29 protein-coding genes are annotated in these 24,961 nt (G+C 73.0%); 10 read left to right on the forward strand and 19 right to left on the reverse strand.

What is annotated here, in order from left to right; all coding sequences use genetic code 11:
- Positions 1-191: 191 nt before the first annotated feature.
- The gene (locus tag ACRWND_RS18815) at positions 192-722 is read right to left on the reverse strand and encodes an ABC transporter substrate-binding protein (RefSeq protein WP_431950890.1); all 531 of its coding nucleotides are present in this window, start codon (positions 720-722) and stop codon (positions 192-194) included.
- A gap of 213 nt (positions 723-935) precedes the next feature.
- On the opposite strand from ACRWND_RS18815, the gene dtd reads away from it, so the two are divergent.
- Complete coding sequence (dtd, locus tag ACRWND_RS18820; protein ID WP_431950803.1) at positions 936-1,361, forward strand: D-aminoacyl-tRNA deacylase; 426 nt, start codon at positions 936-938, stop codon at positions 1,359-1,361.
- Positions 1,362-1,415: 54 nt separating this feature from the next.
- On the opposite strand, the gene ACRWND_RS18825 is transcribed toward dtd, so the two are convergent.
- From ACRWND_RS18825 to ACRWND_RS18855, 7 genes are all read right to left on the reverse strand, one after another.
- Positions 1,416-2,441, reverse strand: coding sequence for a YgfZ/GcvT domain-containing protein (locus ACRWND_RS18825; RefSeq protein WP_431950805.1), 1,026 nt, complete (start codon positions 2,439-2,441; stop codon positions 1,416-1,418).
- 32 nt (positions 2,442-2,473) lie between these two features.
- Complete coding sequence (locus ACRWND_RS18830) at positions 2,474-2,905, reverse strand: Fur family transcriptional regulator (RefSeq protein ID WP_431950807.1); 432 nt, start codon at positions 2,903-2,905, stop codon at positions 2,474-2,476.
- Positions 2,906-3,046: 141 nt separating this feature from the next.
- On the reverse strand, positions 3,047-3,610 hold the full coding sequence (locus ACRWND_RS18835; protein WP_431950809.1) for an FABP family protein: 564 nt from the start codon (positions 3,608-3,610) through the stop codon (positions 3,047-3,049).
- Positions 3,611-3,859: 249 nt separating this feature from the next.
- Positions 3,860-5,032, reverse strand: a complete 1,173-nt coding sequence (locus tag ACRWND_RS18840) for a hypothetical protein (protein ID WP_431950811.1) — start codon at positions 5,030-5,032, stop codon at positions 3,860-3,862.
- Positions 5,029-5,922, reverse strand: a complete 894-nt coding sequence (locus ACRWND_RS18845; RefSeq protein WP_431950813.1) for a hypothetical protein — start codon at positions 5,920-5,922, stop codon at positions 5,029-5,031. Before ACRWND_RS18845 ends, ACRWND_RS18840 begins: the two co-directional genes overlap by 4 nt.
- Positions 5,919-6,713 carry a hypothetical protein gene (locus tag ACRWND_RS18850; protein ID WP_431950815.1) on the reverse strand — a complete coding sequence of 265 codons (795 nt, stop codon included), beginning with the start codon at positions 6,711-6,713 and terminating at the stop codon, positions 5,919-5,921. The genes ACRWND_RS18845 and ACRWND_RS18850 overlap by 4 nt, the downstream gene beginning before the upstream one ends.
- A 137-nt stretch (positions 6,714-6,850) precedes the next feature.
- Positions 6,851-7,594 carry a hypothetical protein gene (locus ACRWND_RS18855; protein WP_431950817.1) on the reverse strand — a complete coding sequence of 248 codons (744 nt, stop codon included), beginning with the start codon at positions 7,592-7,594 and terminating at the stop codon, positions 6,851-6,853.
- Positions 7,595-7,721: 127 nt separating this feature from the next.
- Between ACRWND_RS18855 and ACRWND_RS18860 the strand changes: the two genes are divergently transcribed.
- Positions 7,722-8,084, forward strand: a complete 363-nt coding sequence (locus ACRWND_RS18860; RefSeq protein ID WP_431950819.1) for a DsrE family protein — start codon at positions 7,722-7,724, stop codon at positions 8,082-8,084.
- A gap of 103 nt (positions 8,085-8,187) precedes the next feature.
- Here the strand turns inward: ACRWND_RS18860 and ACRWND_RS18865 are convergent, their stop codons facing one another.
- The 8 genes from ACRWND_RS18865 to ACRWND_RS18900 all read right to left on the reverse strand — a co-directional run bounded on the left by ACRWND_RS18865 (position 8,188) and on the right by ACRWND_RS18900 (position 12,950).
- The gene (locus ACRWND_RS18865; protein WP_431950892.1) at positions 8,188-8,421 is read right to left on the reverse strand and encodes a hypothetical protein; all 234 of its coding nucleotides are present in this window, start codon (positions 8,419-8,421) and stop codon (positions 8,188-8,190) included.
- A gap of 123 nt (positions 8,422-8,544) precedes the next feature.
- Positions 8,545-8,835, reverse strand: coding sequence for a DUF1416 domain-containing protein (locus tag ACRWND_RS18870; protein WP_431950821.1), 291 nt, complete (start codon positions 8,833-8,835; stop codon positions 8,545-8,547).
- A gap of 39 nt (positions 8,836-8,874) precedes the next feature.
- A complete protein-coding gene (locus ACRWND_RS18875) occupies positions 8,875-9,720 on the reverse strand; it encodes a sulfurtransferase (RefSeq protein ID WP_431950823.1) in 846 nt (281 codons plus the stop codon).
- A gap of 145 nt (positions 9,721-9,865) precedes the next feature.
- Positions 9,866-9,946, reverse strand: coding sequence for a putative leader peptide (locus ACRWND_RS18880; protein WP_354797803.1), 81 nt, complete (start codon positions 9,944-9,946; stop codon positions 9,866-9,868).
- A gap of 163 nt (positions 9,947-10,109) precedes the next feature.
- On the reverse strand, positions 10,110-10,820 hold the full coding sequence (locus ACRWND_RS18885) for an LmeA family phospholipid-binding protein (protein ID WP_431950825.1): 711 nt from the start codon (positions 10,818-10,820) through the stop codon (positions 10,110-10,112).
- Positions 10,821-10,867: 47 nt separating this feature from the next.
- Positions 10,868-11,749: a hypothetical protein gene (locus ACRWND_RS18890; protein WP_431950827.1), complete on the reverse strand. Its 882-nt coding sequence runs from the start codon at positions 11,747-11,749 to the stop codon at positions 10,868-10,870.
- Between the two features lie 4 nt (positions 11,750-11,753).
- Positions 11,754-12,017 (reverse strand): MoaD/ThiS family protein, encoded by a 264-nt coding sequence (locus ACRWND_RS18895; RefSeq protein WP_431950829.1) that lies wholly within the window; start codon positions 12,015-12,017, stop codon positions 11,754-11,756.
- 90 nt (positions 12,018-12,107) lie between these two features.
- Positions 12,108-12,950 carry an alpha/beta hydrolase gene (locus ACRWND_RS18900; RefSeq protein ID WP_431950831.1) on the reverse strand — a complete coding sequence of 281 codons (843 nt, stop codon included), beginning with the start codon at positions 12,948-12,950 and terminating at the stop codon, positions 12,108-12,110.
- A 176-nt stretch (positions 12,951-13,126) separates the two neighbouring features.
- Here ACRWND_RS18900 and ACRWND_RS18905 point away from each other — a divergent pair, with 176 nt between their 5' ends.
- From ACRWND_RS18905 to ACRWND_RS18930, 6 genes are all read left to right on the forward strand, one after another.
- Positions 13,127-13,900 (forward strand): response regulator transcription factor, encoded by a 774-nt coding sequence (locus ACRWND_RS18905; protein ID WP_431950833.1) that lies wholly within the window; start codon positions 13,127-13,129, stop codon positions 13,898-13,900.
- A 77-nt stretch (positions 13,901-13,977) separates the two neighbouring features.
- A complete protein-coding gene (locus tag ACRWND_RS18910) occupies positions 13,978-15,000 on the forward strand; it encodes a LacI family DNA-binding transcriptional regulator (protein ID WP_431950835.1) in 1,023 nt (340 codons plus the stop codon).
- A 180-nt stretch (positions 15,001-15,180) separates the two neighbouring features.
- Positions 15,181-16,251 (forward strand): trypsin-like peptidase domain-containing protein, encoded by a 1,071-nt coding sequence (locus ACRWND_RS18915; RefSeq protein WP_431950837.1) that lies wholly within the window; start codon positions 15,181-15,183, stop codon positions 16,249-16,251.
- A gap of 29 nt (positions 16,252-16,280) precedes the next feature.
- Complete coding sequence (locus ACRWND_RS18920) at positions 16,281-16,466, forward strand: hypothetical protein (protein ID WP_431950839.1); 186 nt, start codon at positions 16,281-16,283, stop codon at positions 16,464-16,466.
- Between the two features lie 71 nt (positions 16,467-16,537).
- Positions 16,538-17,275, forward strand: a complete 738-nt coding sequence (locus ACRWND_RS18925) for a response regulator transcription factor (RefSeq protein ID WP_431950841.1) — start codon at positions 16,538-16,540, stop codon at positions 17,273-17,275.
- Complete coding sequence (locus ACRWND_RS18930; protein ID WP_431950843.1) at positions 17,275-18,753, forward strand: sensor histidine kinase; 1,479 nt, start codon at positions 17,275-17,277, stop codon at positions 18,751-18,753. The genes ACRWND_RS18925 and ACRWND_RS18930 overlap by 1 nt, the downstream gene beginning before the upstream one ends.
- A 149-nt stretch (positions 18,754-18,902) precedes the next feature.
- Here ACRWND_RS18930 and ACRWND_RS18935 read toward each other — a convergent pair whose 3' ends face one another.
- The 3 genes from ACRWND_RS18935 to ACRWND_RS18945 form a co-directional block, all read right to left on the reverse strand.
- Positions 18,903-20,087: a glutathionylspermidine synthase family protein gene (locus ACRWND_RS18935; RefSeq protein ID WP_431950845.1), complete on the reverse strand. Its 1,185-nt coding sequence runs from the start codon at positions 20,085-20,087 to the stop codon at positions 18,903-18,905.
- Positions 20,087-20,383 (reverse strand): hypothetical protein, encoded by a 297-nt coding sequence (locus tag ACRWND_RS18940; protein ID WP_431950847.1) that lies wholly within the window; start codon positions 20,381-20,383, stop codon positions 20,087-20,089. Before ACRWND_RS18940 ends, ACRWND_RS18935 begins: the two co-directional genes overlap by 1 nt.
- Positions 20,384-20,549: 166 nt before the next feature.
- Complete coding sequence (locus ACRWND_RS18945) at positions 20,550-22,355, reverse strand: bifunctional metallophosphatase/5'-nucleotidase (protein ID WP_431950849.1); 1,806 nt, start codon at positions 22,353-22,355, stop codon at positions 20,550-20,552.
- Positions 22,356-22,587: 232 nt separating this feature from the next.
- On the opposite strand from ACRWND_RS18945, the gene ACRWND_RS18950 reads away from it, so the two are divergent.
- Both ACRWND_RS18950 and mshD read left to right on the forward strand, forming a co-directional pair.
- Positions 22,588-23,784, forward strand: a complete 1,197-nt coding sequence (locus ACRWND_RS18950) for an MFS transporter (RefSeq protein ID WP_431950851.1) — start codon at positions 22,588-22,590, stop codon at positions 23,782-23,784.
- A complete protein-coding gene (mshD, locus tag ACRWND_RS18955) occupies positions 23,781-24,725 on the forward strand; it encodes a mycothiol synthase (RefSeq protein ID WP_431950853.1) in 945 nt (314 codons plus the stop codon). Before ACRWND_RS18950 ends, mshD begins: the two co-directional genes overlap by 4 nt.
- Positions 24,726-24,961: the final 236 nt, after the last annotated feature.

Consider the following 24,961-nt stretch of genomic DNA (forward strand, 5'->3'; position numbering starts at 1 on the left):
CATGATCTTGGTGGGGTTTAAAGTCAAGCTCAGAGGTCGCGCGGATAGGCGGGGTGGAGAAAGGAGCGGGTCGAGGGCCGAGTCCGGCAAGGCGGAGAAGGGAGACGCAGCGGAGCTGCGGCGACCGACGACAACGCCGCCAGGCGCGAGTGATCGACCCGCGACGCCGGCCCGCCTATCCGCGCGGCCTCTCAGTCGCCCGCCAGCAGGTCGTCGACCCGGGCCTCGCCCTCGCGGTAGCGGCGGGCGATCTCGGTGCTGCAGCCGTCGACCGTCCGCTGCAGCGACTGCCGGTAGCGCGAGACCTGCTGCTCGTGGCGGACCAGCCGGCCCATCGCGTCGTGGAGTTCCTGGTCGGTGCGGGCCTCGAGGTCGGAGAGCTGGACCTCGGCGAGCATCTCCTCGGCGAGCTGCCGGTAGCGCTCGCTGTGCGGGGTGCCCAGGGTGACGTGGCGGGCCGAGGAGCGGTGCCGGGACGGGGTGTCGGTGAGGATCTCGGAGAGCCGGTCGAGCACGGGGGCGTCCGGGGCGGTGCGCCGGGCGAGTTCGGCGCGGAGGATGTCGATCCGGCCCTGGAGGAGCCGCCGCAGGTACGAGAGGTCGGCCTCCTCCAACTGGGCCTCGCGGCGCGCGGTGCGCAGCCCGTCGAGAGTCAGACCGGCGAAGTCGGGCCTGGGGTTGCCGACGAGGAGGGGGGAGCGCGGGCCCGGTGCCTTGAGCATGCGATCGCCTTCCGCCGTGCCGGTCGTGATGCTGTGCTTCATCGCTGTCCGTCCCCTCGTCCCCCGCGTCGGGCAGATATCGATCGTGCCACCGACTAGCTGCGTCTCGCAGGCACCTGCACCCGAACGGCGGCTCCGGACAGTTGTGCGTGAGTCCAAGCGGGCGTACGGCCTCGGTGCCGCGCGCCCCCGGCGACCCGGGACAATGGCGGTATGCGTGCGGTGGCCCAGCGGGTGAGCGAAGCGAGTGTCGTGGTCGACGGCGAGACGGTCGGCGAGATCGTCGGTCCCGGCCTGTGCGTGCTGGTGGGGGTGACGCACGACGACACGGTGGAGAAGGCGGCCCAACTGGCGCGGAAGCTCTGGGGGCTGCGCGTCCTGCCCGGGGAGAAGTCCTGCTCGGACATCGCCGCGCCGCTGCTCGTGGTCTCCCAGTTCACCCTCTACGGTGACGCCCGCAAGGGGCGCCGCCCCACGTGGAACGCGGCGGCGCCCGGCCCCGTCGCGGAGCCGCTGGTGGACGAGGTCGTGGCACAACTGCGGGCGCTGGGCGCGCACGTGGAGACGGGCCGGTTCGGAGCGGACATGAAGGTCTCGCTCACGAACGACGGCCCGTTCACGGTCGTCCTGGAGATGTGATCCGGCCCGCCGGAGGGATCCGGTCAGACCTGTCGGGCGCTGCTGTCGGGCCCGTCAGGGCTCGACGACCGTCTCCTGCGCCGCCGCCGTCCCGTCCGCGAGCAGCGTCACGTCCACCGGGGTGTTGCGCTTGATCACGGCGAGGGCGATCGGGCCCAGCTCCCAATGGCGGGCGGAGGAGGTGACGGCGCCGACCGGGCGGCCGTCCGGCCCGTCCGAGGCCAGCCGTACGGGCGCGCCGTGGCCGGGCAGCTTGACCTCGCTGCCGTCGAGGTGGAGGAAGACCAGGCGGCGCGGCGGGCGGCCGAGGTTGTGCACCCGGGCGACGGTCTCCTGGCCGCGGTAGCAGCCCTTGTCGAGGTGGACGGCGGTGTCCAGCCAGCCCAGCTCGTGCGGGATGGTGCGGTGGTCGGTCTCCAGGCCGACCCGGGGGCGGTGGGCCTCGATGCGCAGTGCCTCCAGGGCCAGCACGCCGACGGGGCTGCCGGCTTCGGAGAAGAAGCGCGCGGCGCTGTCCGACCCGGTGGCGGACGACGGATGGGAGCGGGCCTCGAGTTCGCCGCGCGGCACGAAGACGTCGCGGCCGTACGGGACCTCGCGCACCGGCCACTCCTCCGGAACGGCGGCGATGCTGCCCGCGGGCAGGTGCACGACGGCGTACTCGCCGGTCCGGTCCGAGACGTCGACCTGGTAGAAGAACTTCATGCTCTCCAGGTACGCGACGAGTTCGCCCTGCGTGCCGGGCTCGACGTGCATCCAGGTGGTGGTGCCGTCGTCGACGAGGTAGAGGGCGTGCTCGATGTGGCCGTGCGCGGAGAGGATGAGCGCCTCGGTGGCCCGGCCGGGCGGGAGGTCGCTGACGTGCTGGGTCAGCAGCAGGTGGAGCCACGCGAGGCGGTCCTGGCCGGCGACGGTGACGACGCCCCGGTGGGAGAGGTCGACGAATCCGCTGCCGTCCGCCAGTGCGCGCTGTTCGCGGAAGAGGTCCCCGTAGTGCGCTGCGACTCCCTCGTCGGGGCCTTCCGCGGGAACGGCACCGGGGAGCGACAGCAGGGGACTGGTCGTTGTTTGGCGCTGCATGCCCACCACCCTACGTCCGGTTACTTGAACCCTCAGGCGTTCGAGGGCTTCCCCGTGCACTCCGCGCAGCGGCCGAAGATCGCGAAGTGCTTCATGTCCGTCTCGAAGCCGTATGTCTCGCGCAGGCGGGAGGTCAGCGGCTCGGCGACGGACACGTCGGCCTCGATGACCGACTCGCAGTCCCGGCACACCAGGTGCAGGTGGTGGTGCCGGTCGGCGAGGTGGTAGGTGGGGGCGCCGTGCCCGAGGTGGGCGTGGCTGACCAGGCCCAGCTCCTCCAGGAGCTCCAGGGTGCGGTACACCGTGGAGATGTTGACGCCGGAGGCGGTCCTGCGCACTTCGGTCAGGATGGCGTCCGGAGTCGCGTGCTCCAGCGTGTCGACAGCCTCCAGGACAAGCTGCCGCTGCGGCGTCAGCCGGTAGCCGCGCTGCCTCAGGTCGCTCTTCCAGTCCGTGGTGACCACGAGGACAGTCTAGGCAAGGGAGGGGGCGATCATGGAGTCCCGATCCCCCACGGCCCTACCCCGGCCCCCCCGGGGGCCGGGGGTGCGCCAAGGGCCGTGGGGCCGGCCGGACCGGCGGCCCGGTGGGTCCGGCGGTTCCGCTCAGCGGAAGAAGGCGATGCCGTCGTCCGGGAGGTCCTTGAGGTCCTTCGCCCACTCGCTGGGGTCGACGACCTTCTTCAGGTGCGCCGACATGTAGGGGCGCAGCGGCACCTCGGGGGTGGCCTTCTCGCCTACCCACATCAGGTCGCTCTTGACGTAGCCGTACAGGCGCTTGCCGCCGCTGTACGCGGGCGCGTCGGCGAGCCGGGCCACGGCGTCGGTGACGAGGTCGATCTGCGGCTTGGACTCGGCGAGCTCGCCGTACCAGATCTCGATGACGCCGTCGTCGCGGGTCAGCGTGACCTCGACCGTGCGGTCCTTGGTGATGCGCCAGAAGCCCGACTCGCTCTCCAGCGGCTTCGACGGCTTGCCCTCGGCGTCCAGCACCCAGGTCTTGGATGTGTACTCCAGGAACGACCGCCCGTCGTGGGCGAAGATCACTTCCTGCCCGAAGTTGCACTTCTCGGCGCCCGGGAAGTCGAAGACGCCCGCGCCCTCCCAGGTGCCCAGGAGGAAGGCGAGGGGAACGAGGTCGGGATGGAGGTCGGAGGGGATCTCGATCATGTTCAGCGCTGTCCCTGGTAGAGCTTCTTCACGGCCAGAGCGGAGAACGCGATGACGCCAAGGCAGACCAGGACGAGCAGGGTGTCGAAGAAGAACTCAATGGCGCTCACGAGCGTGCTCCTCGGGCAGGCGCGGACGGTCGGCGGCCCGGTGGGCCGGATACGAGTCTAGTGGGCGGATACGGGCGCGTCCGCGTGAGGTCCGCCCCACGCGGGCGCGCCCGTCCCCGCGGCCCCGATCCGTACGGAGTCAGCCGAGCAGCTGCGACTGGAGGACCACGGCCTGGTGGAGGGGGACGGCCGGCAGGGTCCCGGGCCTGGCGAGCACGATCACAGCCAGGACGTCGCCGGCCTGGACGTAGGCGTAGCGGACGTGCTCTGCCCCGCGCGGCTTGTCCTCGTCGAAGACGGAGATGTTCAGCTCGGAGTCCTCGACCGGAATCGCCTCCCAGTCGGAGTCGTAGTCGGCCGCCTCGGCCTTCGCCAGGGCGCAGTCGGTGAGAGTGCCCTTGGCGTAGGCCGCGTAGCCGAAGGTCTCGAACTGCAGCAGGTAGACCTCCGCTCGGGTTCCGTCACTCGTGGTCCAGGCGCGGGCCGCGATGTGCCGGAGGGCGTTCTGCTCGAAGGCGGCGGTCAGCTTCCCCCGGTCGTTCTTCCGGTAGAGCTCGACGAAGTCGCCGGTCTGCAGCCACCCGGTGGCGCCTGGGAAGGTCTTGTCGACCTTGGCGCCGGCAGGAGCGGGCAGCAGCAGGCTGCGGACGTCCGCGTAGTGCCGGCGTGCCCGGTTGCGTTCGCCGTCCTGCGGCCGGGGCGCCCCGGCCGGCAGCTTGGGCAGCTTCAGGGCGGGGTAGGTCCAGCGGCCGTCGTGCGGAGTACGCAGACCCGGGATCTCGGTCCGCTCGGGCTGCGTCACGGCGTACGCCGCGGCCCCGCCAAGGGCCGCGAACGCCACGACGGCGGCCGTCCACCGCACGGCGGCGCGCAAGGCCCGTCGATCGCGCAGTCGCTTCCGGGGGCGGTCCGCGACCGCCTCTCCGGACACGGCCCCCACCTCCGGGAGGAGTGCGTCCTCGGCCGCCGTCCCGGCCGAGGGCTCGGTCACTGCCTCCGCCGCGGGCACCACGGGCACGGGCTCGGACACGGCTCCAGGCCGGGCGACCTCGGATCCGGGCTCCGTCGCGACTTCGGATCCGGGCTCCGTCGCGTCCTCGGGCTTCCCGGTGCCCGACGCGGGCTCGGGCTCAGGCTTCATCGTGGGTGCGGCGGGCGGCTCCGCCACCCGCACGTCCTGCGCCCGGCTCGTCGGCGCCGGTTCCGCCGCCTCAGCGCCGGCGGTGCTGGGGACGGCCTCCACGGTGGTCGCCACCGCTGACCCCGCCTGTGCCGCGGCCTTCGCGTCGTCGCTCTGGTTCTGTTCGGTCATGCCGCCTCTCCCGGGTCCTCGACGCGGTCGAGTTGCTGCTTGAACAGATCCGCGGCCTCGTCCTTGGGCAGCGGCGAACGGCCCGAGACGGACATGCGGATCGTCAGGTCGCCCTCGGTCGCCACGCAGATCATGGTGTCGAGCTTCGCGCCGGGCTTCTTGGGTGGCAGGACGCAGCGCGCCTTGTCGTGCCCCTCGACCTTCGGGCCGTTCCTGAAGACCCCGAGCGCCTTGGTGAACTCCGTGAAGACGTCGGTCATCGCGCGGGCCGCGCGCTTGTTCTTCATCTGCACGACCTGCGTCTCGAAGGCGGTCGCCCCCGTCATCTCGCGGTACGTCCGCAGGCCGACACCCTGGATGTGAAGCTGCGCCACGGTCTTGTGCAACCGGTCCCGCTGCTTCTTGGGCAGTCCGGCGAGATCGCCCTCGAAGACGGCTACGGCCTGCTTTCCGGTGAACTCCGCGTCGTTGCCGTACGCGCCCACGTCCGGGCCCGGCATGTAGGTCGAGGGGACGGGCAGCAGCAGTTCGCCGAGGGCACCGTAGTGGCTGCCCCCGGACTGGGTGCCGTACTCGGCGGTCTTCTTCGGCTCGGGTGCCTTCCAGGCTTTCGAGCCGGCGTGACCGCCGTCTTCCTTCTGGTGCTTCAGCACGGCGAAGCCGATGCCACCGCCCGCGACGACGGCGACCAGCGCGGCGGCGAGGCCCAGGGCGAGGCCGCGGCGGCCGCGGCCGGTCGTGGTGACGGCCTCCGGCCTGGTGGAGCCGTCGGCGGGAGCGGGGCCGGCAAGCGGCGACTGCCCGAGCTCGGGCCCGGCCACCGGGCTTGCGGGCCGGCCCTGCGGCTGCGGCTGCGGCTCCGCGGGGGTGGGGATGTTCTCGTCGCTCACAGCCGCTCCCACTGCCGCTCGGCCAGGGACATGATGGTGGACTTCTTGATCGGCCGTGCCGACTGCACCCAGATGTCCATCATGACGGTGCCTTTACGAGCCAGAGCGCGAGCCGCGTACTGGGGCAGGTAGCCCGGCTCGGTCCAGGGCTTGGAGTAGACCCACGCCCTGCCGTCGAAGGTGCCGGGGACGGCCGTCCCCTTGTTGCCCGCGTACTTCTTCCCGCCCATGTACTCCTGCTGCCCCTCGAGCATGTCGGCGGTGTAGGGGTGCGTCTCGTCGCGGAACTGGATGAGGTGGACCTCGGTGGTCACGGAGGTGGCGTAGCCACCCGTCCGCCACGCGGAGACGGCCGCCCGCCGGAAGTCGTTGCCGTTCAGCATCGCGAACATGCCACCCGGCTCCTCGAAGGTGCTCGCGTAGTCGTACAGCGAGTACCAGTGGTCGCGGCCGATGTCGCCGTCGAGGTCCTTGGCGCCCTTCGGCCTCTTGAGCAGCAGCTTGCGCAGGTCGCCGTCGGAGGTGACCAGGGTGTCCTCCGCCGCCGTGAGCGGCTTCGCCGACGGGGCGGCGCCCTTGGGCTGCACGAGCTTCGGCTGGGCGAGCGGGGGAAGCGGGGTCTCGGGGCGGTCGTACTGGATCTTGTAACCGGCGCCGGCGCCCGCCAGGACCCCGAGGACCGCCGCGCAGGCGATCAGCAGGGTGGTCCGGCCGCGTCTGCGGGGCGGGCGGACGGGTGGCCCGCCCGGAACAGGGGCGTCCTGTTCCGGGACGGGGATGTCCTGGGTCAAAGGGTTCTCCACTGGGGTGTTCATCGATGTGGCGGCCGGAGTGCCGGCCGGTGCGAGGCAGGCATGAGGCCGGTCCGGGACGACGCCCGGGCGCGGCCGCTCGGGGGGCGTTGCGTACGGTGCGCCGTACAGCCCGGTCAGCGGCCGGTCTTCAGGCGCCGGTACTGCTGGTCGAGGAGCCGCGCGAGCAGGTCCTTGCCGGGGGTCTTCGCCCCGGTGACGGAGAGGGTGATGTGCACGTCGCCCTGGTGGGACAGGACGATCACCGAGCCGGTGCTCTCCGCGGAGGAGGACGACAGGCGGTACGCCTTGGCGGGGCTGCTCGACGCGGGCAGCGTGATCCGGGGCTCCTGGTAGTAGAAGGCGCTGTAGTAGGCGGTGGCGGAGCCGGCGTCCGCGAAGCGGACGAGCTGCACGGAGACCTCGTAGTCGCCGTCAGCGGTGAGGTAGGTCCGCTGGGCCGCGGCCTTGAAGCCGTGGTCGGCCAGGGCCCGCTCCATCTCGGCGGAGTCCGCCGCCTCGGAGCGGGACAGCTCGGAGCCCTCCTCGTCGCCGTAGACCTCGGCGCCGGCGGGCGGGGTGAGCAGGAAGTAGCGCAGGTCACCGCTGTGCCTGCCGCCGTCCACGGTGCCCTTGAGGGTGTGCGTGGGCGAGGGCGCCGCCGTCGCGGCGGGGCTCGGGGACGCGGTCTTCGACGACGGCCGCGGGTCGGCCGTCCCGGGACCCCGGCTGCTCGGCGCGGCCGCGGCCGGCAGCGCCGCCGACGACGACGACGAACGGCCGAACGCCACGACGGCCCCGGCCGTCACGGTCGCGAGCACAACAAGTCCGACGATCATGGCGATGACGGCGCCGGCACGCGATTCGGTACGCGCTTCCACAGGCCCCCCCGGGCAGACTTCCGCGACCGGCGCGCTGATCGCGCCTACGCGGGAACGCATTATGTCGAGCGTCGGTGAACGCTCCCACTGGTTTTGCCGTGAGACGAGCCACCTTAGGGTATGTGGCATGGCGAAGAAGCTCGTGATCAAGGTGACCGCAGGTGCGGACGCCCCCGAACGCTGCTCCCAGGCGTTCACCGTGGCGGCGGTCGCGGTCGCCAGCGGCGTCGAGGTGTCGCTGTGGCTGACCGGGGAGTCCGCCTGGTTCGCGCTGCCGGGGCGGGCCGCGGAGTTCGAACTGCCGCACGCCGCGCCGCTGCCCGAGCTGATCGAGGGGATCATGGCGGGCGGGCGGATCACGCTGTGTACCCAGTGCGCGGCGCGCCGGGACATCACGGAGAAGGACGTGCTGGACGGCGTCCGGATCGCCGGGTCGCAGGTCTTCGTCAGCGAGGCCATGGCCGACGGGACGCAGGCGCTCGTCTACTGAGCCGCCGTGAGGGTTCGTGCGGGCGGTCCGAGGGCCTCGCGGTCGCGGGATCGTCGGGAGTCCCGTCGGGAGTCCGGGGTCCGCTGAGGCCGCTTTCCGGGCGTCAGCGCTGGTCGCGGTGGTCGTCGCGGCGGTCCAGCTCGCGCCACCACTCGTCGGAGGTCGGGTCGCCGGTCTCGTCCCACCAGCGCTCGTCCCGCCCCCTGCGGTTGGCGACGACGGCGGCGATCGGCGGGATGATCATGGCCACCACGCACATGCCGACGGCCACCGGGACCGACCACAGCCGCACGAGGCTCCACGCCAGGACGAAGAGCAGGACGCAACTGCCCATCATGGCGTAATACCAACGACGACGCCGCCTCGTGGACACCCTTCCACCGTACGACCCGAAGGGCCGCGCTCCCACTCGGTGGCCCGGGTGGGAGCGCGGCCCTTCGATCGTCCGCGCGGCCGCCGGTCAGACGGCGATGGCGACCTCGGTGAGGTTGCCCTGCTGGGCCACGACGGCACGGTCCACCGTCGCGCCCGGCACGAGGGCACGCAGGGTCCACGAGCCGGGGGCGGCGAAGAAGCGGAACTGGCCGGTCGCCGAGGTCGGCACCTCGGCCGTGAACTCGCCGCCGCCGTCCAGCAGCCGGACGTAGCCGGTGACCGGCTCGCCGTCGCGGGTCACGGAACCCTGGATGATCGTCTCGGTCGAAACGTCGATGCCGGCCAGATCAGGGCCGCCGGCCTTCGCTCCACACATGGTGCTGATTCCTCCCGGTCGGGGGTCGGTCTCGTGGGCTTACTTCGCGGCGCCGAGCTCGATCGGCACGCCGACGAGGGAGCCGTACTCGGTCCAGGAACCGTCGTAGTTCTTGACGTTGGGCTGCTCGAGCAGCTCGTGCAGCACGAACCAGGTGTGCGCGGAGCGCTCGCCGATGCGGCAGTAGGCGATGGTGTCCTTGGCCAGGTCCACGCCCTCGTTCTGGTACAGCTCCTTCAACTCGGCGTCCGACTTGAAGGTGCCGTCGTCGTTGGCCGACTTCGACCAGGGGATGTTGCGGGCGGTGGGCACGTGGCCCGGGCGCTGGGACTGCTCCTGCGGCAGGTGGGCCGGGGCGAGCAGCTTGCCGGTGAACTCGTCGGGCGAGCGGACGTCGACGAGGTTCAGGCTGCCGATGGCCGCCACGACGTCGTCGCGGAAGGCGCGGATGGAGGTGTCCTGGGGCTTGGCCTTGTACTGGGTGGCCGGGCGGACGGGGACCTCGGAGCCGTCGACCAGGTCGCGGGAGTCCAGCTCCCACTTCTTGCGGCCGCCGTCGAGGAGCTTGACGTCCTCGTGGCCGTACAGCTTGAAGTACCAGTAGGCGTAGGCCGCGAACCAGTTGTTGTTGCCGCCGTAGAGGACGACCGTGTCCTCGTTGCCGATGCCCTTGGCCGACAGGAGCTTCTCGAAGCCGGCCTGGTCGACGAAGTCACGGCGCACCGGGTCCTGGAGGTCCTGCTTCCAGTCGATCCGGACGGCGTTCTTGATGTGGTTCTTGTCGTACGCCGACGTGTCCTCGTCGACCTCGACGATGACCACCTTCGGGTCGTCGATCCGGGCCTGGACCCAGTCGGCGTCCACCAGGACGTCACTGCGGCTCATTGCTGTCTCCTCCGGGGCAGTTGCGGATGTCTCGGCGCACGGACGGGTGCGCACGGATGCCGGACTGCGCCGCACGGGCGCGTCGCGGCCTTGCGCGGAAAAGGGTGGGGCCTGCGCGCTGCGCCGGCGGACGGCGCAGGGGCCCTTAGGGAACGCGACAGAGCATGGCGGCGACACGGCACAGGTCGACTGCCCGCCGCTTCGTGAGATCCGCCTGTCGCTTCATGGGCTCGATCGTAGGGAAGGGGACCGGCCGGTGTCACCGGCGGTCCGTATCCCGAGATGAGATTGTCCGTGATGCGGGATACGGAGCGAATGCCGGGCCGTGACCTCCGCGGCGGTCACGGGGGTCCGCCCCGCCCGCGCCGGCGGCGCGGGCGGACGCGGCGTCACTGGGCGAGAACGACGTTCTTGCCGGTCGCCGCGATGCTGACGCCGTCGGCGGTCGCGGTCACGGAGGTCAGTTCGATGCCCTGCGGCAGGCCCGACAGGGCGCGGGAGAAGTCGATCCGCTCGCGGATCAGGTCCTCCACGGCCGGGGGCAGCGACTCCAGCCCCGGTATCGTGCCCGCGGTCAGCTTGATGCCGCCCTTGTCGGTCAGGCTGACCTCGCTGACCACGCTGCGCTTGATCGTGCCGACCGGGGTGGAGACCTCGACCCCCACCTTGACCCGGCCCTCGCCGTTCGCCGAGGCGCCGCCGTAGCCGATCGTCACACCGCGCGGGGCGGCCTTGGCCAGATCCTCGTAGCTGACGAGGGCGGTGCCCTCGGCCGTATCGGCGACCGCGCTGCTGAAGCCGCTGCCCAGGCTCACCCCGTGCAGGTCGGCCTGGAAGCGGGCGACGCTCAGCGACTGGTCCCCGGCGCCGGCCCGCACGTCGTCCGCCGTCACCTCGACGTCGTCCAGCTTCTCGGCCAGCACCTGGGTGAGGAACGGAAAGCCCCGGATCTCGATGCCGGGCGGAGAGTCGAGCCCCAGCGTCCGCTGCGCCCGGTCCTTCGCCTCGGACTCCGCGAAGTGCACGGCGATCCGGTCCGCGGCGACGAACAAACCGCCGAGGACCACGACGAGGACGAGCAGGATCCGGACAGCACGCATGGGCCAACCCCCGAGTCGGTGTTCGGACCCCGACCCTAGTGGGTGCCTCAGCCCAGCAGGACCCGGGCCATCACATAGACGGCGGGGGCGGCGGCGGTCAGCGGCAGCGCCACACCAGCCGTGAAGTGGACGAACCGGGACGGGAAGTCGTAGCTGGCCACCCGCAGGCCGATCAGCGCGCAGACCCCGGCGGCGAGCGCGATCAGGGCCGCGTCGGAGGTCTCCAGCCGCCCGAGGGCGATGCCGGCGCCGGTGGCCGCGGCGAGCGCCACCAGGACGGAGACCACCCCGGGCAGCGGGATCGCGCGGGCGAGCGTCGCGACGGCGACCGCGGCCACCGCGGTGACGACGGCGTCGGCGCCCCGCGGGTCCGCCGTGGTCGCCAGGAAGCCGGTGGCCAGGATCGTCAGGAGCGTCGAGGCGGCGGTCGCGGTCAGCGAGGAGAGCCGCTCCTCGGCGCTGCCGCGGTGGCGCAGTTGCAGGACGAGGACGAGCAGCAGCCAGACGCCGAGGGTGCCGATGATCACCGACGGCGCGTTCTGCGCCCCGCCGGCCAGCACCGCGACCTCGGCGGTGACGCCCGCCAGGAAGGCCAGCACGATGCCCTGCCGGGCCGGCCACATGCCGTTCAGCCGGAACCAGCCGGCCGCGGTGACCGCCTGCAGCAGCACCCCCGCCGCGGCGAGCGCGGGACGGCCCAGCAGCACGCCGCCGGCCAGCAGGAGCGCCAGCGCGGCCGTGACGAGGGCGGGCTGCATGCCGGGGGCGATGATCGGCGAGCCGGTGCGGGAAGCCTGGCGGCGGCGGGCGGCGCGGCCGCCGCCGGAAGGCGGCTGCGGTGCGTCCGCGGCGGGCGGGAGGACGGCGGTGGTGTCGTGCGCGGGCATCGGGCCCGCGCCGCGGTCATACCAGTCGTGGGTGTCGGTCACGTGCTCATCCTCCCGCGAACGGCGGGAGCACCTCGACGGTGCCGCCGTCCGCCAGCCGGACCCCGGCGTGGTCGCGGGTGCCGACGGGGTTCCCGTCGACCAGGAACGAGCACCTGGCCAGTACGCGGGCGAACTCGGGGCGGGACGCGTGGCGCTCGCGCGCCGCGTCCAGCGCCTCGGCGAGGGTGCCCTCCCGGTACGGCTCCTCCGCGGCGCCGGCGGCGGCCTTGGCCGCGGCCCAGTACCGGATGGTTCCGTGTGCCGCCATAGCGGTCCTTCCGTTCGCCGGTGCCTGTCCTCCCGCGGTCCATGATGGCGCAGCCCGGCCGCCGCGCGGCGGCCGGGCCCGGGCGCCGGGTCAGCGGGGCGGCCGGGCCTGGCCGGCCCGTTCGGCCGTCCACCCGGCGATGCGGCGCAGGAGGGCGGACGGCGCGGCGTTCTCGGCGTGGCCGAACCCGGGCTCGATCCACAGGTCGGCGGCGCCGCCCGCGGCGTCAGCCAGGGAGAGCGGGTGGTCGAGCGGGAAGTACCCGTCGCGGTCGCCGTGCACGACGAGCAGCGGTGTGGGCGCGATGGAGCGCACCGCCTCGACCGGGGGCACGGGCACGGGGTCCCAGTCCTTGTGGTGGATACGGGTGTGCAGCACCCCTCGGGAGACCAGGCGTCCCACGGGCCGGGTGATCGCCCAGTGCACGCGGCGCATCGGCGCCGTACCCCGGTAGTACCAGCGGGCGGGCGCGCTCACGGAGACCACCGCGTCGACGTGCGCCCCGTCCTGCGCCGGTTTGCGCCCCGCGTGCCGCAGCACGACCGAACCACCCATGGAGAAGCCCACCGACGCCACCGCCGGGTGCCCGAGCCGCCGGGCCCAGCGCACCGCGGCTTCCAGATCGAGGACCTCCCGGTCGCCGACCGTGGAGCGTCCGCCGGAACGGCCGTGCCCCCGGAAGGAGAAGGTCACCACGCCGCCGACGCCCTCCGCATGGGCGAAGATCTGCGCCGCCCGCCGCACGGCGGGCCGCTCCAGGGCGCCGGTGAAGCCGTGCGCCACGACGATCGCCGGACCTCCGGGCGTCGCTCCGGGCAGGTACGCGGCGTCGATGGGCACCCGGTCCTCGGCCGTCAGCACCGCACGCAACCCACCGGAAACGATCGACGGCGCACACGAGCGCACGACGAGGGGCTCACTCACGGACTCCATGTGGGCTATTCTCTTTGGTCAAGAGGATCCGGGCAGCGTCGCCCCCGGGTCCTTTCGTGCTTTCCGGCCCGCCGGAGGGCACAGGTCGGCGCGCACACGTCCTCGCAGGGACCGAGGAGGGTCGCAATGGGCAAGCGGAACACGCATGACCGGACGATGCACGACAGGAGCAGCCGGTGAGCTCTCTCCTCCTCCTGACCAACGCGCTCCAGCCGTCCACCGAGGTGCTTCCCGCCCTCGGGCTGCTGCTGCACGACGTACGGGTGGCCCCGGCCGAGGGCCCCGCGCTGGTGGACACCCCCGGCGCCGACGTGATCCTCGTCGACGGACGCCGCGACCTGCCGCAGGTCCGCTCGCTGTGCCAACTGCTCCGTTCCACCGGGCCCGGCTGCCCGCTGGTCCTGGTGGTCACCGAGGGCGGCCTCGCGGCCGTCACCGCGGACTGGGGCATCGACGACGTCCTGCTGGACACCGCCGGGCCCGCGGAGGTCGAGGCGCGGCTGCGTCTGGCGATGGGCCGCCAGCAGATCGTCGTCGACGACGGCCCGGCGGAGATCCGCAACGGCGACCTGTCGGTGGACGAGGCCACGTACAGCGCCAAGCTCAAGGGCAGGGTGCTGGACCTGACCTTCAAGGAGTTCGAGCTGCTGAAGTACCTCGCGCAGCACCCGGGCCGGGTCTTCACCCGCGCCCAGCTGCTGCAGGAGGTCTGGGGCTACGACTACTTCGGCGGCACGCGCACCGTGGACGTGCACGTACGGCGGCTGCGCGCCAAGCTCGGGCCCGAGCACGAGTCCCTGATCGGCACCGTCCGCAACGTCGGCTACCGCTTCGTCAGCCCGGAGAAGGGCGAGCGGACGGAGCCCGAGGCGGCCTCCGCGCGGACCGAGCAGGAACCGGCGCCCGCGCCGGCGCAGGAGGCGGCCGGAACCGGCTCCCAAGGCGCGTGACCTCGGGCTGATCACGCGGTGGTCACGCCCGTGGACAGACGGTGGGTCGCACGGGTGTACCCGCGTAGACTCAGCCCGTGGCAAAGGTGACGCGTGACGATGTGGCCAGGCTGGCGGGGACCTCGACCGCGGTCGTCAGCTACGTCATCAACAACGGACCCCGGCCGGTCGCACCGGCCACCCGCGAGCGTGTCCTCGCGGCGATCAAGCAGCTGGGGTACCGCCCGGACCGGGTGGCCCAGGCCATGGCGAGTCGCCGTACGGACCTCATAGGGCTGATCGTGCCGGACGCCCGGCAGCCGTTCTTCGCGGAGATGGCGCACGCCGTCGAGAGGGCGGCCGCCGAGCGCGGCAAGATGGTGCTGGTCGGCAACTCCGACTACCTCGACGAGCGCGAGGTGCACTATCTGCGCGCCTTCCTCGGCATGCGGGTCTCCGGGCTGATCCTCATCAGCCAGGGCCTCAGCGAGCACGCCGCGGTGGAGATCGACGCCTGGGACGCGCGGGTGGTGCTGATGCACCGGCGGCCCGAGGCGATCGACGACGTCGCGGTCGTCACGGACGACGTCGGCGGCGCCCAGCTCGCCACCCGGCACCTGCTGGAGCACGGGCACGCGTACGTGGCCTGCCTCGGCGGCACCGAGATCACCCCGAAGCACGGCGACCCCGTCACCGACCACATCGAGGGCTGGCGCCGCGCCATGCAGGAGGCCGGCATCCCCGTCGAGGGCCGTCTGTACTCCTCCCCGTACAACCGCTACGACGCCTACGAGGTCGGCCTGGAGCTGCTGTCCCGGCCCGACCGGCCCACCGCCATCGTGTGCGCGACCGACGACCAGGCCATCGGCCTGCTGCGGGCGGCCCGCGAACTGCGCATCGACGTGCCGGGCGAGCTGGCCGTGGCCGGCTTTGACGACGTCAAGGAGGCGGCGCTCACCGACCCGCCGCTGACGACGGTGGCCTCGGACCGCGAGGCCATGGCCCGTGCGGCGCTGGACCTGGTGCTGGACGACGGGCTGCGGGTCTCCGGCTCGAGGCGCGAGCGGCTGCGGCAGTTCCCGTCCCGGCTGGTCGTGCGGCGCAGCTGCGGCTGCCACTGACCGCCACCCGACCGGCCCGCCCCGACCGATCCGCCGGCCCGCGGGCGGCGGTCTGTGCGGGCCGTATCAGCCCTGGCCCTGACCTGCCGCTTTGTTGTTTATATCGGGCATACGGAACTCTGCCCCGGTTCTCAGGTCACGCTCAGGAAGCTCTCATGTTCGGTGAGCACAGTCATAGACATGAACGAGAGCACCCGTCGCGACGACGCCCACGACCCGCGGCAGCCGCAGCAGTCCCCCGGCGCCGGCGGGTACCCGCCCCGGCCTCCGTACGAGCCGCACGTCCCGTACGGGCACGCGGCGCCCTACGCCCAGCCGCGTCCCTTCTCCCAGCCCCCTGCGCCGCACCCGGCCGCCGCGCCGGCCCAGCCGCAGCCCCGCAGCCGCCGACCCGTGGCGCTGGTCGCCTCCGTGGCGCTGGTCTCCGCGCTGATCGGCGGTGGGGCGGCGGCCCTGGTGGGGCGGGCGACGACCGCGACCTCCGCGGCTGGCGCCGCCACCAAGGTGATCGGCGCCAGCAGCTCCGGCAGCACCGGGGTCGCGGCCGTGGCCGCCGCCGTCGGCCCGAGCATCGTGGAGATCAGCGCGACCTCCGACGCCGGGCAGTCCACCGGTTCGGGTGTGATCGTCAGCGGCGACGGTGAGATCGTCACCAACAACCACGTCGTCTCCGGTGCGGCCTCGGTCAAGGTGACCTTCAGCTCCGGCAGGACGGTCACCGCCGACGTCCTCGGCACCGACAGCGGCAAGGACCTCGCGCTGGTGAAGGCCGCGGGCGTGAGCGGCCTGCCGGTGGCGTCGCTGGGCGACTCCAGCCGGGTCGAGGTCGGCGACCAGGTCGTCGCCATCGGCTCCCCCGAGGGTCTTTCCGGCACCGTCACCAGCGGCATCGTCTCCGCCCTCGACCGCGACGTCACCGTGTCCACCGGCGAGGGGCAGCAGCGGCAGCGGCCCGGCGCCGGCGCCGGCGGGTGGCCGTTCGAGTTCGGCGGCGGCCGTTTCAACGGCGACGTCGGACCCTCCACGACCACGTACAAGGCGATCCAGACCGACGCCTCGCTCAACCCCGGCAACTCCGGCGGCGCCCTGATCGACATGAGCGGCCGGATCATCGGCATCAACTCGGCCATGTACTCGGCCGCCGCCTCCGCCACCGGTCAGGCGGGCAGCGTCGGCCTCGGCTTCGCCATCCCGGTGAACACCGTGAAGGCAGACCTCGGCACCCTGCGCAACGGCGGCAGCGACAGCTGACCGCACCGCTTCGAAGGGAAGTGGGCACCATGAACGTCTTCCTCAGCACCTCCCGCCACCCCGCCGGCGTCCCGTCCGGCCCCGCCGACCGCGCGCTGATCCCCTACCGGGAGCCGGCCGCCCGCGAGCCCGAGATCGCGACCACCCGCCGCTACGCGCGCCGCTACGCCCGCCGGGCGATTGCGGCCCACCGCCTCGCCGCCGTGCAAGGCTGAGAACCGGGCACCCCGCCGGACCCCCGGCGGCGCCCACCGCCCCCGACCCTCATCCCGTGAGGTGGAAGAGCATGAGCCCCGGCGAGAACGGCGAGGCCCCCGCCCGTGTCCTGATCGTGGACGACGAGCCCGCGGTCCGTGAAGCACTCAGGCGCAGCCTCGCCTTCGAGGGATACCAGACCGAGCTGGCGGAGGACGGCCTGGCCGCCCTGGACCAGGTCGCCTCCTACCGGCCCGACGTGATCGTCCTCGACGTCCTCATGCCGCGCATGGACGGCCTCACCACCGCCCGCAGGCTGCGCTCCGGCGGCACCACCACGCCGATCCTCATGCTCACGGCCCGGGACACCGTCGGAGACCGGGTCACCGGTCTTGACGCCGGTGCCGACGACTACCTCGTCAAGCCCTTCGAACTGGACGAGCTGCTCGCCCGGCTGCGGGCGCTGCTGCGGCGCAGCGCGTACGCGACGCTGCCGGGCGGCGACAACGCCGAGGAGGGCGTGCTGTCCTTCGCGGACCTGCGGATGGACACCTCGACCCGCGAGGTCACCCGGGCCGGCGTGCCGGTCGAGCTGACCCGCACCGAGTACACCCTGCTGGAGATGTTCCTCGCGCACCCGCGCCAGGTGCTCACCCGCGAGCAGATCCTCAAGGCGGTCTGGGGCTTCGACTTCGAGCCGAGCTCCAACTCCCTGGACGTGTACGTGATGTACCTGCGGCGCAAGACCGAGGCCGGCGGCCTGCCCCGGCTGGTCCACACCGTACGGGGTGTCGGCTATGTGCTGCGCTCCGCGGAGGGCAAGGGCTGATGCCGCGCATCCCGCGCTTCCGCTCCCTTCCGCTGCGCTCCCGGCTGGCCATCCTCACCGCGGCCGCCGTGGCGGTCGCGGTAGCGGCGTGCGCGCTGGCCTGCTGGTTCATCGTGGAGAAGCAGCTGATGGACCAGCTGGACGAGTCGCTGAGCTCGCCGGGCAACGCGGCCCCCGCCGCCCGGAGCGTGCTCGGCGACTACGGGTGCCTGAGCCGGCCCCGGACGGACGTGGACAACGGGCCGCTCTCCTTCAACCCCAACCACTCCTCCGTGCTGCTCGTCACCGAGAACGGCACGGGCTGCTGGGTGCTCGGCGACGAGGTGCTGCCGGTGACCGCGGCGGATCTCGCCGTGGTCCGGGGCGACTCACCGCAGTCCCTGCAGACCGTGACCACGCGGGACGGCACGAGGATGCGGGTGCTGACGCGGCCCGCGCAGATCGAGTACCCCCGCCAGCGCACGGAGCAGGCGGCGATCTCGGTCGGCCGCCCGCTCAGCGAGGTGACCGGGCCGCTGAACACCCTCGCCCTGATCCTGCTGGCCGTCAGCGGCATAGGGGTGCTCGGCGCGAGCGCGGCGGGGCTGGGCGTGGCCCGCGCGGGGCTGAAGCCGGTGGACCGGCTCACCGACACCGTGGAGCATGTGGCGCGCACCGAGGACCTGAACGTCCGCATCCCGGTCGAGGGCCGCGACGAGATCGCGCGGCTGTCGGCGTCCTTCAACGCCATGACGGCCGCCCTGTCCTCCTCCCGTGTGCTGCAGCAGCAGCTCATCGCGGACGCCGGGCACGAGCTGCGCACCCCGCTCACCTCCCTGCGCACCAACATCGAGCTGCTCGAACGCAGCGAGCTGACCGGCCGGGAGCTGCCCCCGCAGGACCGCCGGGAACTGATGCTCTCGGTGAAGGCGCAGATGGGCGAACTGGCGGCGCTCATCGGCGATCTGCAGGAGCTGTCCCGGCCGGACGCGGCCCACGGCGGCGCGCCTCCGCAGACCGTGGCGTTCCACGAGGTCGTGGAGGCCGCGCTGGAGCGGGCCCGGCGGCGCACCGGCCCCGACCTGAAGATCACCGCGGAGCTGGCCCCCTGGTACCTGCGGGCCGAGCCCTCCGCTCTGGAGCGGGCGGTGATCAACCTACTGGACAACGCCGTGAAGTTCAGCCCGCCGGCCGGAACGGTCGAGGTCGACCTGCACGGCGGCGAGCTGACGGTCAGGGACCACGGCCCGGGCATCCCGTCGGAGGACCTGCCGCACGTCTTCGAGCGCTTCTGGCGTTCGGCCTCCGCCCGCAGCCTGCCCGGCTCGGGCCTCGGCCTGTCGATCGTGGCCCGCACGGTGCAGCAGCTCGGCGGCACGGTCGCCCTGCACCCCGCGCAGGACGGCGGCACCGTGGCGGTCGTCCGGCTGCCGGGGGCGCAGACCCCGCCGCCCGCGACGCCGCCCGGGCCCCCACCCGGAACGCCGCCGACTGCCTGACCGGGAGCCGGGGATCACCTGACCGGGCGCCGACGACGTGACGGTCCGTGCCCCCAGGCGGCCTGGGACGGGACGGGCCGGCCTCCGGCTTCGAGCGGCGTCAGCCGGCCCGGGCCGGCGGTGCGGACGACGCCCGGCGTCGCCGCCGCTCAGCGGATCACGTGCGGCAGGAAGCGCGCGTACGTGTCGGTGACCAGACCCGCCGACTCGCGGATGCCGAGCCCGGCCGGCTCGTCCGCCACGACCCACGCGCCGAGCACCACGTGGTTGCCGTCGAACGCGGGCAGCGGGGCCAGTTCCTGGTAGCAACAGGGCTCCTCGGCGCGCGGCGCGGCGGTCTCGCCCGCCCGGTGCACGGTGACGCCGGCGCCCTCGCGGCCGAGCAGCGGCTTGGCGACCCAGCCGGTGGTCCGGGCGAGTTCGCGGGGACCGTCGAGATAGGCGGCGAGGAGGTTGGGGTGGCCCGGGTAGAGCTCCCACAGGACGGCCAGGAGCGCCTTGTTGGACAGCAGCATCTTCCAGGCGGGCTCGATCCAGCAGGTGGTGCCGGTGCCGCCGCCGTTGTCGAGGGTGTCCAGGACATGGCCGCCGAAGGGGTCGGAGGCCAGCCACTCCCAGGGATAGAGCTTGAAGCAGCTGCGGATGAAGCGCAGCCGGTCGTCGACGAAGCGACCGGACAGCGCGTCCCAGCCGATCTCCTCGACGGACAGGGCGCGGGTGCGAAGGCCGGCCTGCTCGGCGGTCTCCCGCAGGTACGCCACCGTCATCAGGTCCTCGCCGAGCTCGTCGGCCTCGGTGTGCGCGAAATGCACCGGGCCGGGCGGCAGCAGCGGAGCCTGACGCCGCCACGCGTCGACGAGGCGTTCGTGCAGGGAGTTCCACTGGTCGGCGCCGGGAAAACGGTCCTCCATCCAGAACCACTGGGCACTGGCCGCCTCCACCAGGGAGGTGGGGGTGTCGGCGTTGTACTCCAGCAGCTTCGCCGGGCCGGTCCCGTCGTAGCGCAGGTCGAAACGGCCGTAGAGGGAGGGGAGTTCGGCGCGCCGTCGCCAGGACTCGGCGATCCGCCCGGCCAGGCGCGGGTCGTGGACGCCGAGTTCGCGGAAGCGGTCCTCGGCCACGATGTGCTCCGCGGCGGCGAGGCACATGGCGTGCAGCTCCTCGACGGTCTCCTCCAGGGCCTCGACCTCCGGGAGCGAGAACTCGTAGTAGCCGCTCTCGTCCCAGTAGGGCCGCAAGGACCCGTCGGGGTGGCGGGTCAGCGGGTAGACGACGCCCTGGTCCTCGACGATCCGCTGCCAGCCGGGGCGCGGCTCGACGACGTGCCGCCGCATCAGCCGCCGCCGGACCCGTGGTCCGAGCCGTGGCCGCCGAAACCCCCGGTCTTCACCGACGACTTGTCGAAGCTGCCGCCCTCGGCCTTCCCGTTCCGGACTTTGCCGCCGTAGTAGTAGCTGCCCTTGCCGTTGTCGTCGTCGCACTCCTTGGCCGGGAGCGTCCGGTAGGTGTCCGGGTCGACGCAGCGCTTGTCGGGGTCGGAGCCGCACGCGGCCAGGGCGGCGGCCAGCACACCCATGCCGCCCAGGATCACCGCGCCGGACCTGAACCGCCGCCGCTGCGTAGTCGCCATGTCCCCCAGGGTAGGGAGCGCCTACGGGCGGCGGAAGAGCGGGGCGTGTACGGACGGCCGGGGGCGATCGGAGGCGACCGGGAACGGCCGGGGGCGACCGTCGCTGCCGACGGCCGCCCCCGGTGCGGTGCGTGTGTGCGCGGGACCTGCCCGCTCCGCCTCGTCCCTACCGGACGATCGTGATGCGGTCCGCCGCCGGGGCCGCCAGCGGCGCGGAGGCCGAGGAGTTGGCGGTCAGGTAGGCGTTGAGCGCGGCCAGGTCGTCGCCGCCGACGAGTTCGCCGGTGCCCTCGGCCAGCACGCCGAAGCCGTCACCGCCGCCGGAGAGGAAGGAGTTCATCGCGACGCGGTAGCTCGCGGCCGGGTCGATCGGGGCGCCGTTCAGGCGGATCGAGTCGGTCACGACGCGGGCGGCGCCGGTCTTGGTGAGGTCCAGCGTGTAGGTCAGGCCGGCCGATACCTGGAGGATCTTCGGGGCGGCCTCGTTGCTGCCGCTGACCTGCTGCTGGAGCGCGGTGACCAGTTGGGCGCCGGTCAGCGTCCGCAGGTTGACCGTGTTGCTGAACGGCTGGACGGCGAAGCCCTCGGCGTAGGTGACCACTCCGTCGCCCTCGCCGCCGGAGGCCCTGTGCACCAGGTCGGTGCGGATGCCGCCGGGGTTCATCAGCGCGATCGCGGTCGAGGGGTCGAGGGTCCTGGCGTACGCGAGCTGCGCGTCGGCGATGAGGTCGCCGAGGGGGGACTCGTCACCGGCCCGGGTGATGTCCTGCGAGATCCAGCCGACGGTGCGGCCGGCGACGGGAGCGGCCAGCGTCTGCCAGCGGCTGATCAGCGAGGTCATGTCCGCGGCCTTGTTCTGGGTGCGGTCCACGACGTGGTTGGAGCCCCGGACCGAGGCGCGCACGATGTCGTGCGTGCGCAGGTCGTACTTCATGTCCAGCTCGGTGAAGAGCCGGCCGAAGGACGCCGCGCTGGTGACCAGGCGGTCGTTGCCCTTGGGGTCGGGGATGGTGCAGACGTAGGCGTTGTGGGTGTGGCCGGTGACCAGCGCGTCGACGTCCGCCGAGGTGTGCTTGGCGATGTCGACGATCGGGCCGGACAGGCCGGCGCCCGAACCGCCCGCGTCGCAGTCGTAGTTGTACGCGGAGGAGGCGGGGAAGCCTCCCTCGTGCACCAGCGCGACGACGGCGTTGACGCCCTTGTGCTTGAGCTCCTTGGTGTACTTGTTGATCGTCTCGACCTCGTCGAGGAACTTCAGCCCCTTGACGCCCTCGGCGGTGACGATGTTCGGGGTGCCCTCGAGAGTGACGCCGATGAAGCCGACGCGGACGCCCTTGACGTTCTCGATGGTGTAGGGCTTGAGCAGCGGGCGGCCGGTCTTCTCGTCGACGACGTTCGCCGAGAGGATCGGGTAGTCGGCGCCCTTGAACTTGCGGCCCTTCTCGTAGCAGCCCTCGACCGGGTGGCAGCCGCCGTTCTGGAGGCGGAGCAGCTCGTCCTTGCCCTCGTCGAACTCGTGGTTGCCGACGCTGGTGACGTCCAGCCCCAGCTTGTTCATGGCCTCGACGGTGGGCTCGTCGTGGAACAGGCCGGACAGCAGCGGGCTGGCGCCCACGATGTCGCCGGCCGCCACGGTGAGCGAACGCTCCTGCCCCTTGCGGGCGGTGCGCAGACTGGAGGCCAGGTACTCGACGCCACCGGCGTCGACGGTCTTGGAGGTGCCGTCCGCCTGGAGCTCCGTGACGCGGCCGGACGAACCGGCCGGGGGCTCCAGGTTGCCGTGGAAGTCGTTGACGGCGAGCAACTGGAGGTCGACGGTACGGCCGCTGTTGCCGTGGCCCTTGCCTCCGTGGTGGGTCTCGTGGGCCTGGGCGGTCGGGCTCGCTATGACGAGCGCACCGACCGCGGCCAGTCCGGCGGTCGCTGCGGCGACGCGGCGCGCGGCACGGCGACGCGGGTGGGTCACTGACATGGGTCCCCTTGGACGTGGACGTTGGACGTGGACGTTGATGGACAGGCGGAGGACGGAGCGCAGCCTATTGTCAACGCGCGTAGTTGTCAGTGGCCTTGCGGTTACGGGCAGGTTTCGGCTGATCGGTTCGCGACGGGCCGCCAGGAGTGTGTCTCGCATCCTGAAAGGATCTGTCTCGCCATTCAAACCGGCGGCATAGTGGGACCCACCACCCACCGAGGAGGTGCGCGCCATGCGCCGCCGCTGGCTGATGCTCGCCCTGGGCACCGGCGCCCAAACCGCCGCCTGCGCCTTCGTCTACGGAATCCCCTACCTGGCCCCCGCGTTGCGGGACACCGCACACCTGACCCTTCCTCAGATCGGGCTCCTCATCGCCTGCCCGACCGCCGGACTGGTCGCCGCCCTCGTCGCATGGGGCGCCGCCGCGGACCGGTACGGCGAACGCGTCGTCATCGCCACCGGGCTCGGCGGCGCCGCCGCGCTGCTGGCCCTGGCCGCCGGCCCGGTCGGCGCCGGAGGCGGCCGGGCGGCGCTGGGCGCGCTGCTCGTGCTGGCCGGCGCGGCGGGGGCCTCGGTGTACTCCGCGAGCGGACGCCTCGTCATGGGCTGGTTCTCCCCGAAGGAGCGGGGACTCGCCATGGGCATCCGGCAGACCGCCACCCCACTGGGCATGGGAGCGGCCGCGCTCGCCATGCCCCTGCTCGCGGCAGGGTCCGGAGTGCGCGGCGCCTTCGCCTTCCTGGCCGCGGTGTGCGGCATCGTCGCCTGCCTGGTGGCGCTGTTCGCCGCCGACCCGGTACGCCCGCGGGCCGCCCCCGGGGCCGCCCCGGCCGCCAACCCCTACCGCGGCTCAGCCGCCTTGTGGCGGATCCACGGCGCCGGCGCCCTGCTGGTCGTACCGCAGTTCACGGCCGGGGCCTTCGCCCTGGTGCTGCTGGTGGACACCCGCGGCTGGTCCGCGGTGGGAGCCGGCCGGCTGATCGCCGTCGCGCAGGTACTGGGGGCCTGCTCGCGGATCGCCGCCGGACGCTGGTCGGACCGGGTCGGCTCCAGACTGCGGCCGATGCGGCGACTGGCCGCCGCCACTGCCGTGGTGGTCGCCGCGACGGCCCTGACCTCGGCCTTCCCCTCACCGCTCACGGCGGCCGCCCTCGTCCTGGCCGTGGGCGTGACCGCCAGCACCAACGGCCTGTCCTTCACCGCCACGGCCGAACGCGCCGGCCCGGCCTGGTCCGGCCGCGCCCTCGGCGTCCACAACACCGGGCAGAATCTGACCGCCGCCGTCGTCCCGCCGTTGAGCGCCGCCCTGATCTCGGCCTGCGGCTACTGGCCGGCTCTCGCTGCCGCGTCGGTCGTGGCCTGCGGTGCGGCGGCACTGGTGCCGGTGGACGCTGCGCACGCCCAAGCGGTCGTAAGCTCGGTCCCATGACCGACGCAAGCGCGCAGCAGACGGCCGTGAGCCCCCGCCGGATCGACGTCCTCGACGAGTTGGGCCCCGATCAGGCCGACGCCGTTCTGGCCCTGATCGAGGCAGCCGCGGAGACCGACGGCCAGGCCGCGGTCTCCGAGCAGGGCCGTCTGAACCTGCGCGGCGGCGCCCGCGAGGGCGTACGCCACCTGCTGGTCACGAGCGGGGAGGCGCTCGTCGGGTACGCCCAACTGGAGGACGCCGACCCGGTCGAGGCCCCCGCCGCCGAGCTGGTGATCCACCCCGCGCACCGCGCTCAGGGCCACGGACGCGCCCTCGGCCACGCGTTGCTCGCCGCCTCCGGCAAGCGGCTGCGGGTGTGGGCGCACGGCGGCCACCCCGCCGCCCGCCATCTGGCCGGGCTGCTCGGCCTCGCCCTCTTCCGCGAACTGCGGCAACTGCGCCGTCCGCTGCGGGAGGACGCCGGCGCGCCCCCGCTGAGCAAGCCCGCGCTCCCCGCCGGCGTCACCGTGCGCACCTTTGTCCCCGGTCAGGACGACGCCGCCTGGCTGGCGGTGAACGCCGCCGCCTTCGCGCACCACCCCGAGCAGGGCAGCCTCACCCAGCGCGATCTGGACGACCGCAAGGCCGAACCCTGGTTCGACCCGGCCGGTTTCTTCCTGGCCTTCCACGGCGACCGGCTGGCCGGCTTCCACTGGACGAAGGTGCACACGCGCGAGCACCTCGGCGAGGTCTATGTGCTGGGCATCCACCCCGAGGAGCAGGGCGGCGGCCTGGGCCGGGCGCTCACGCTGATCGGGCTGCGCCACCTCGCGCACGACCGCGGCCTGGCGACCGCGATGCTCTACGTCGACGCGGACAACGCCCCCGCCCTCGCCGTCTACGAGCGCCTCGGCTTCACCACGCACGAGGTCGACCTGATGTACCGGACGGAGACCTGAGCACCCTCCGCCCGCAGCCCGGCCCCCGGCCGGGCCCGCGGTGGCGGACCCCCACGTCACGGCCGGTATGCACGGCGATTTCCTGACCGCCACCTGCCCGTTACCGGTGATTCAACCGCGCTTGCGAGCATCTGGGAATGCAGACGCCCGCCCCGACCCCCTTTCCCCCGCTCGACCTGCCGGTATCCCGGCGCGCCGGGGACAATGGAGGCGTGGTCGGTGGCCAGGTTCCGCGC

Origin of the sequence: Actinacidiphila sp. bgisy167, assembly GCF_965342175.1 — a bacterium.
In the GTDB taxonomy this organism is placed as follows: Bacteria; Actinomycetota; Actinomycetes; order Streptomycetales; family Streptomycetaceae; genus Actinacidiphila.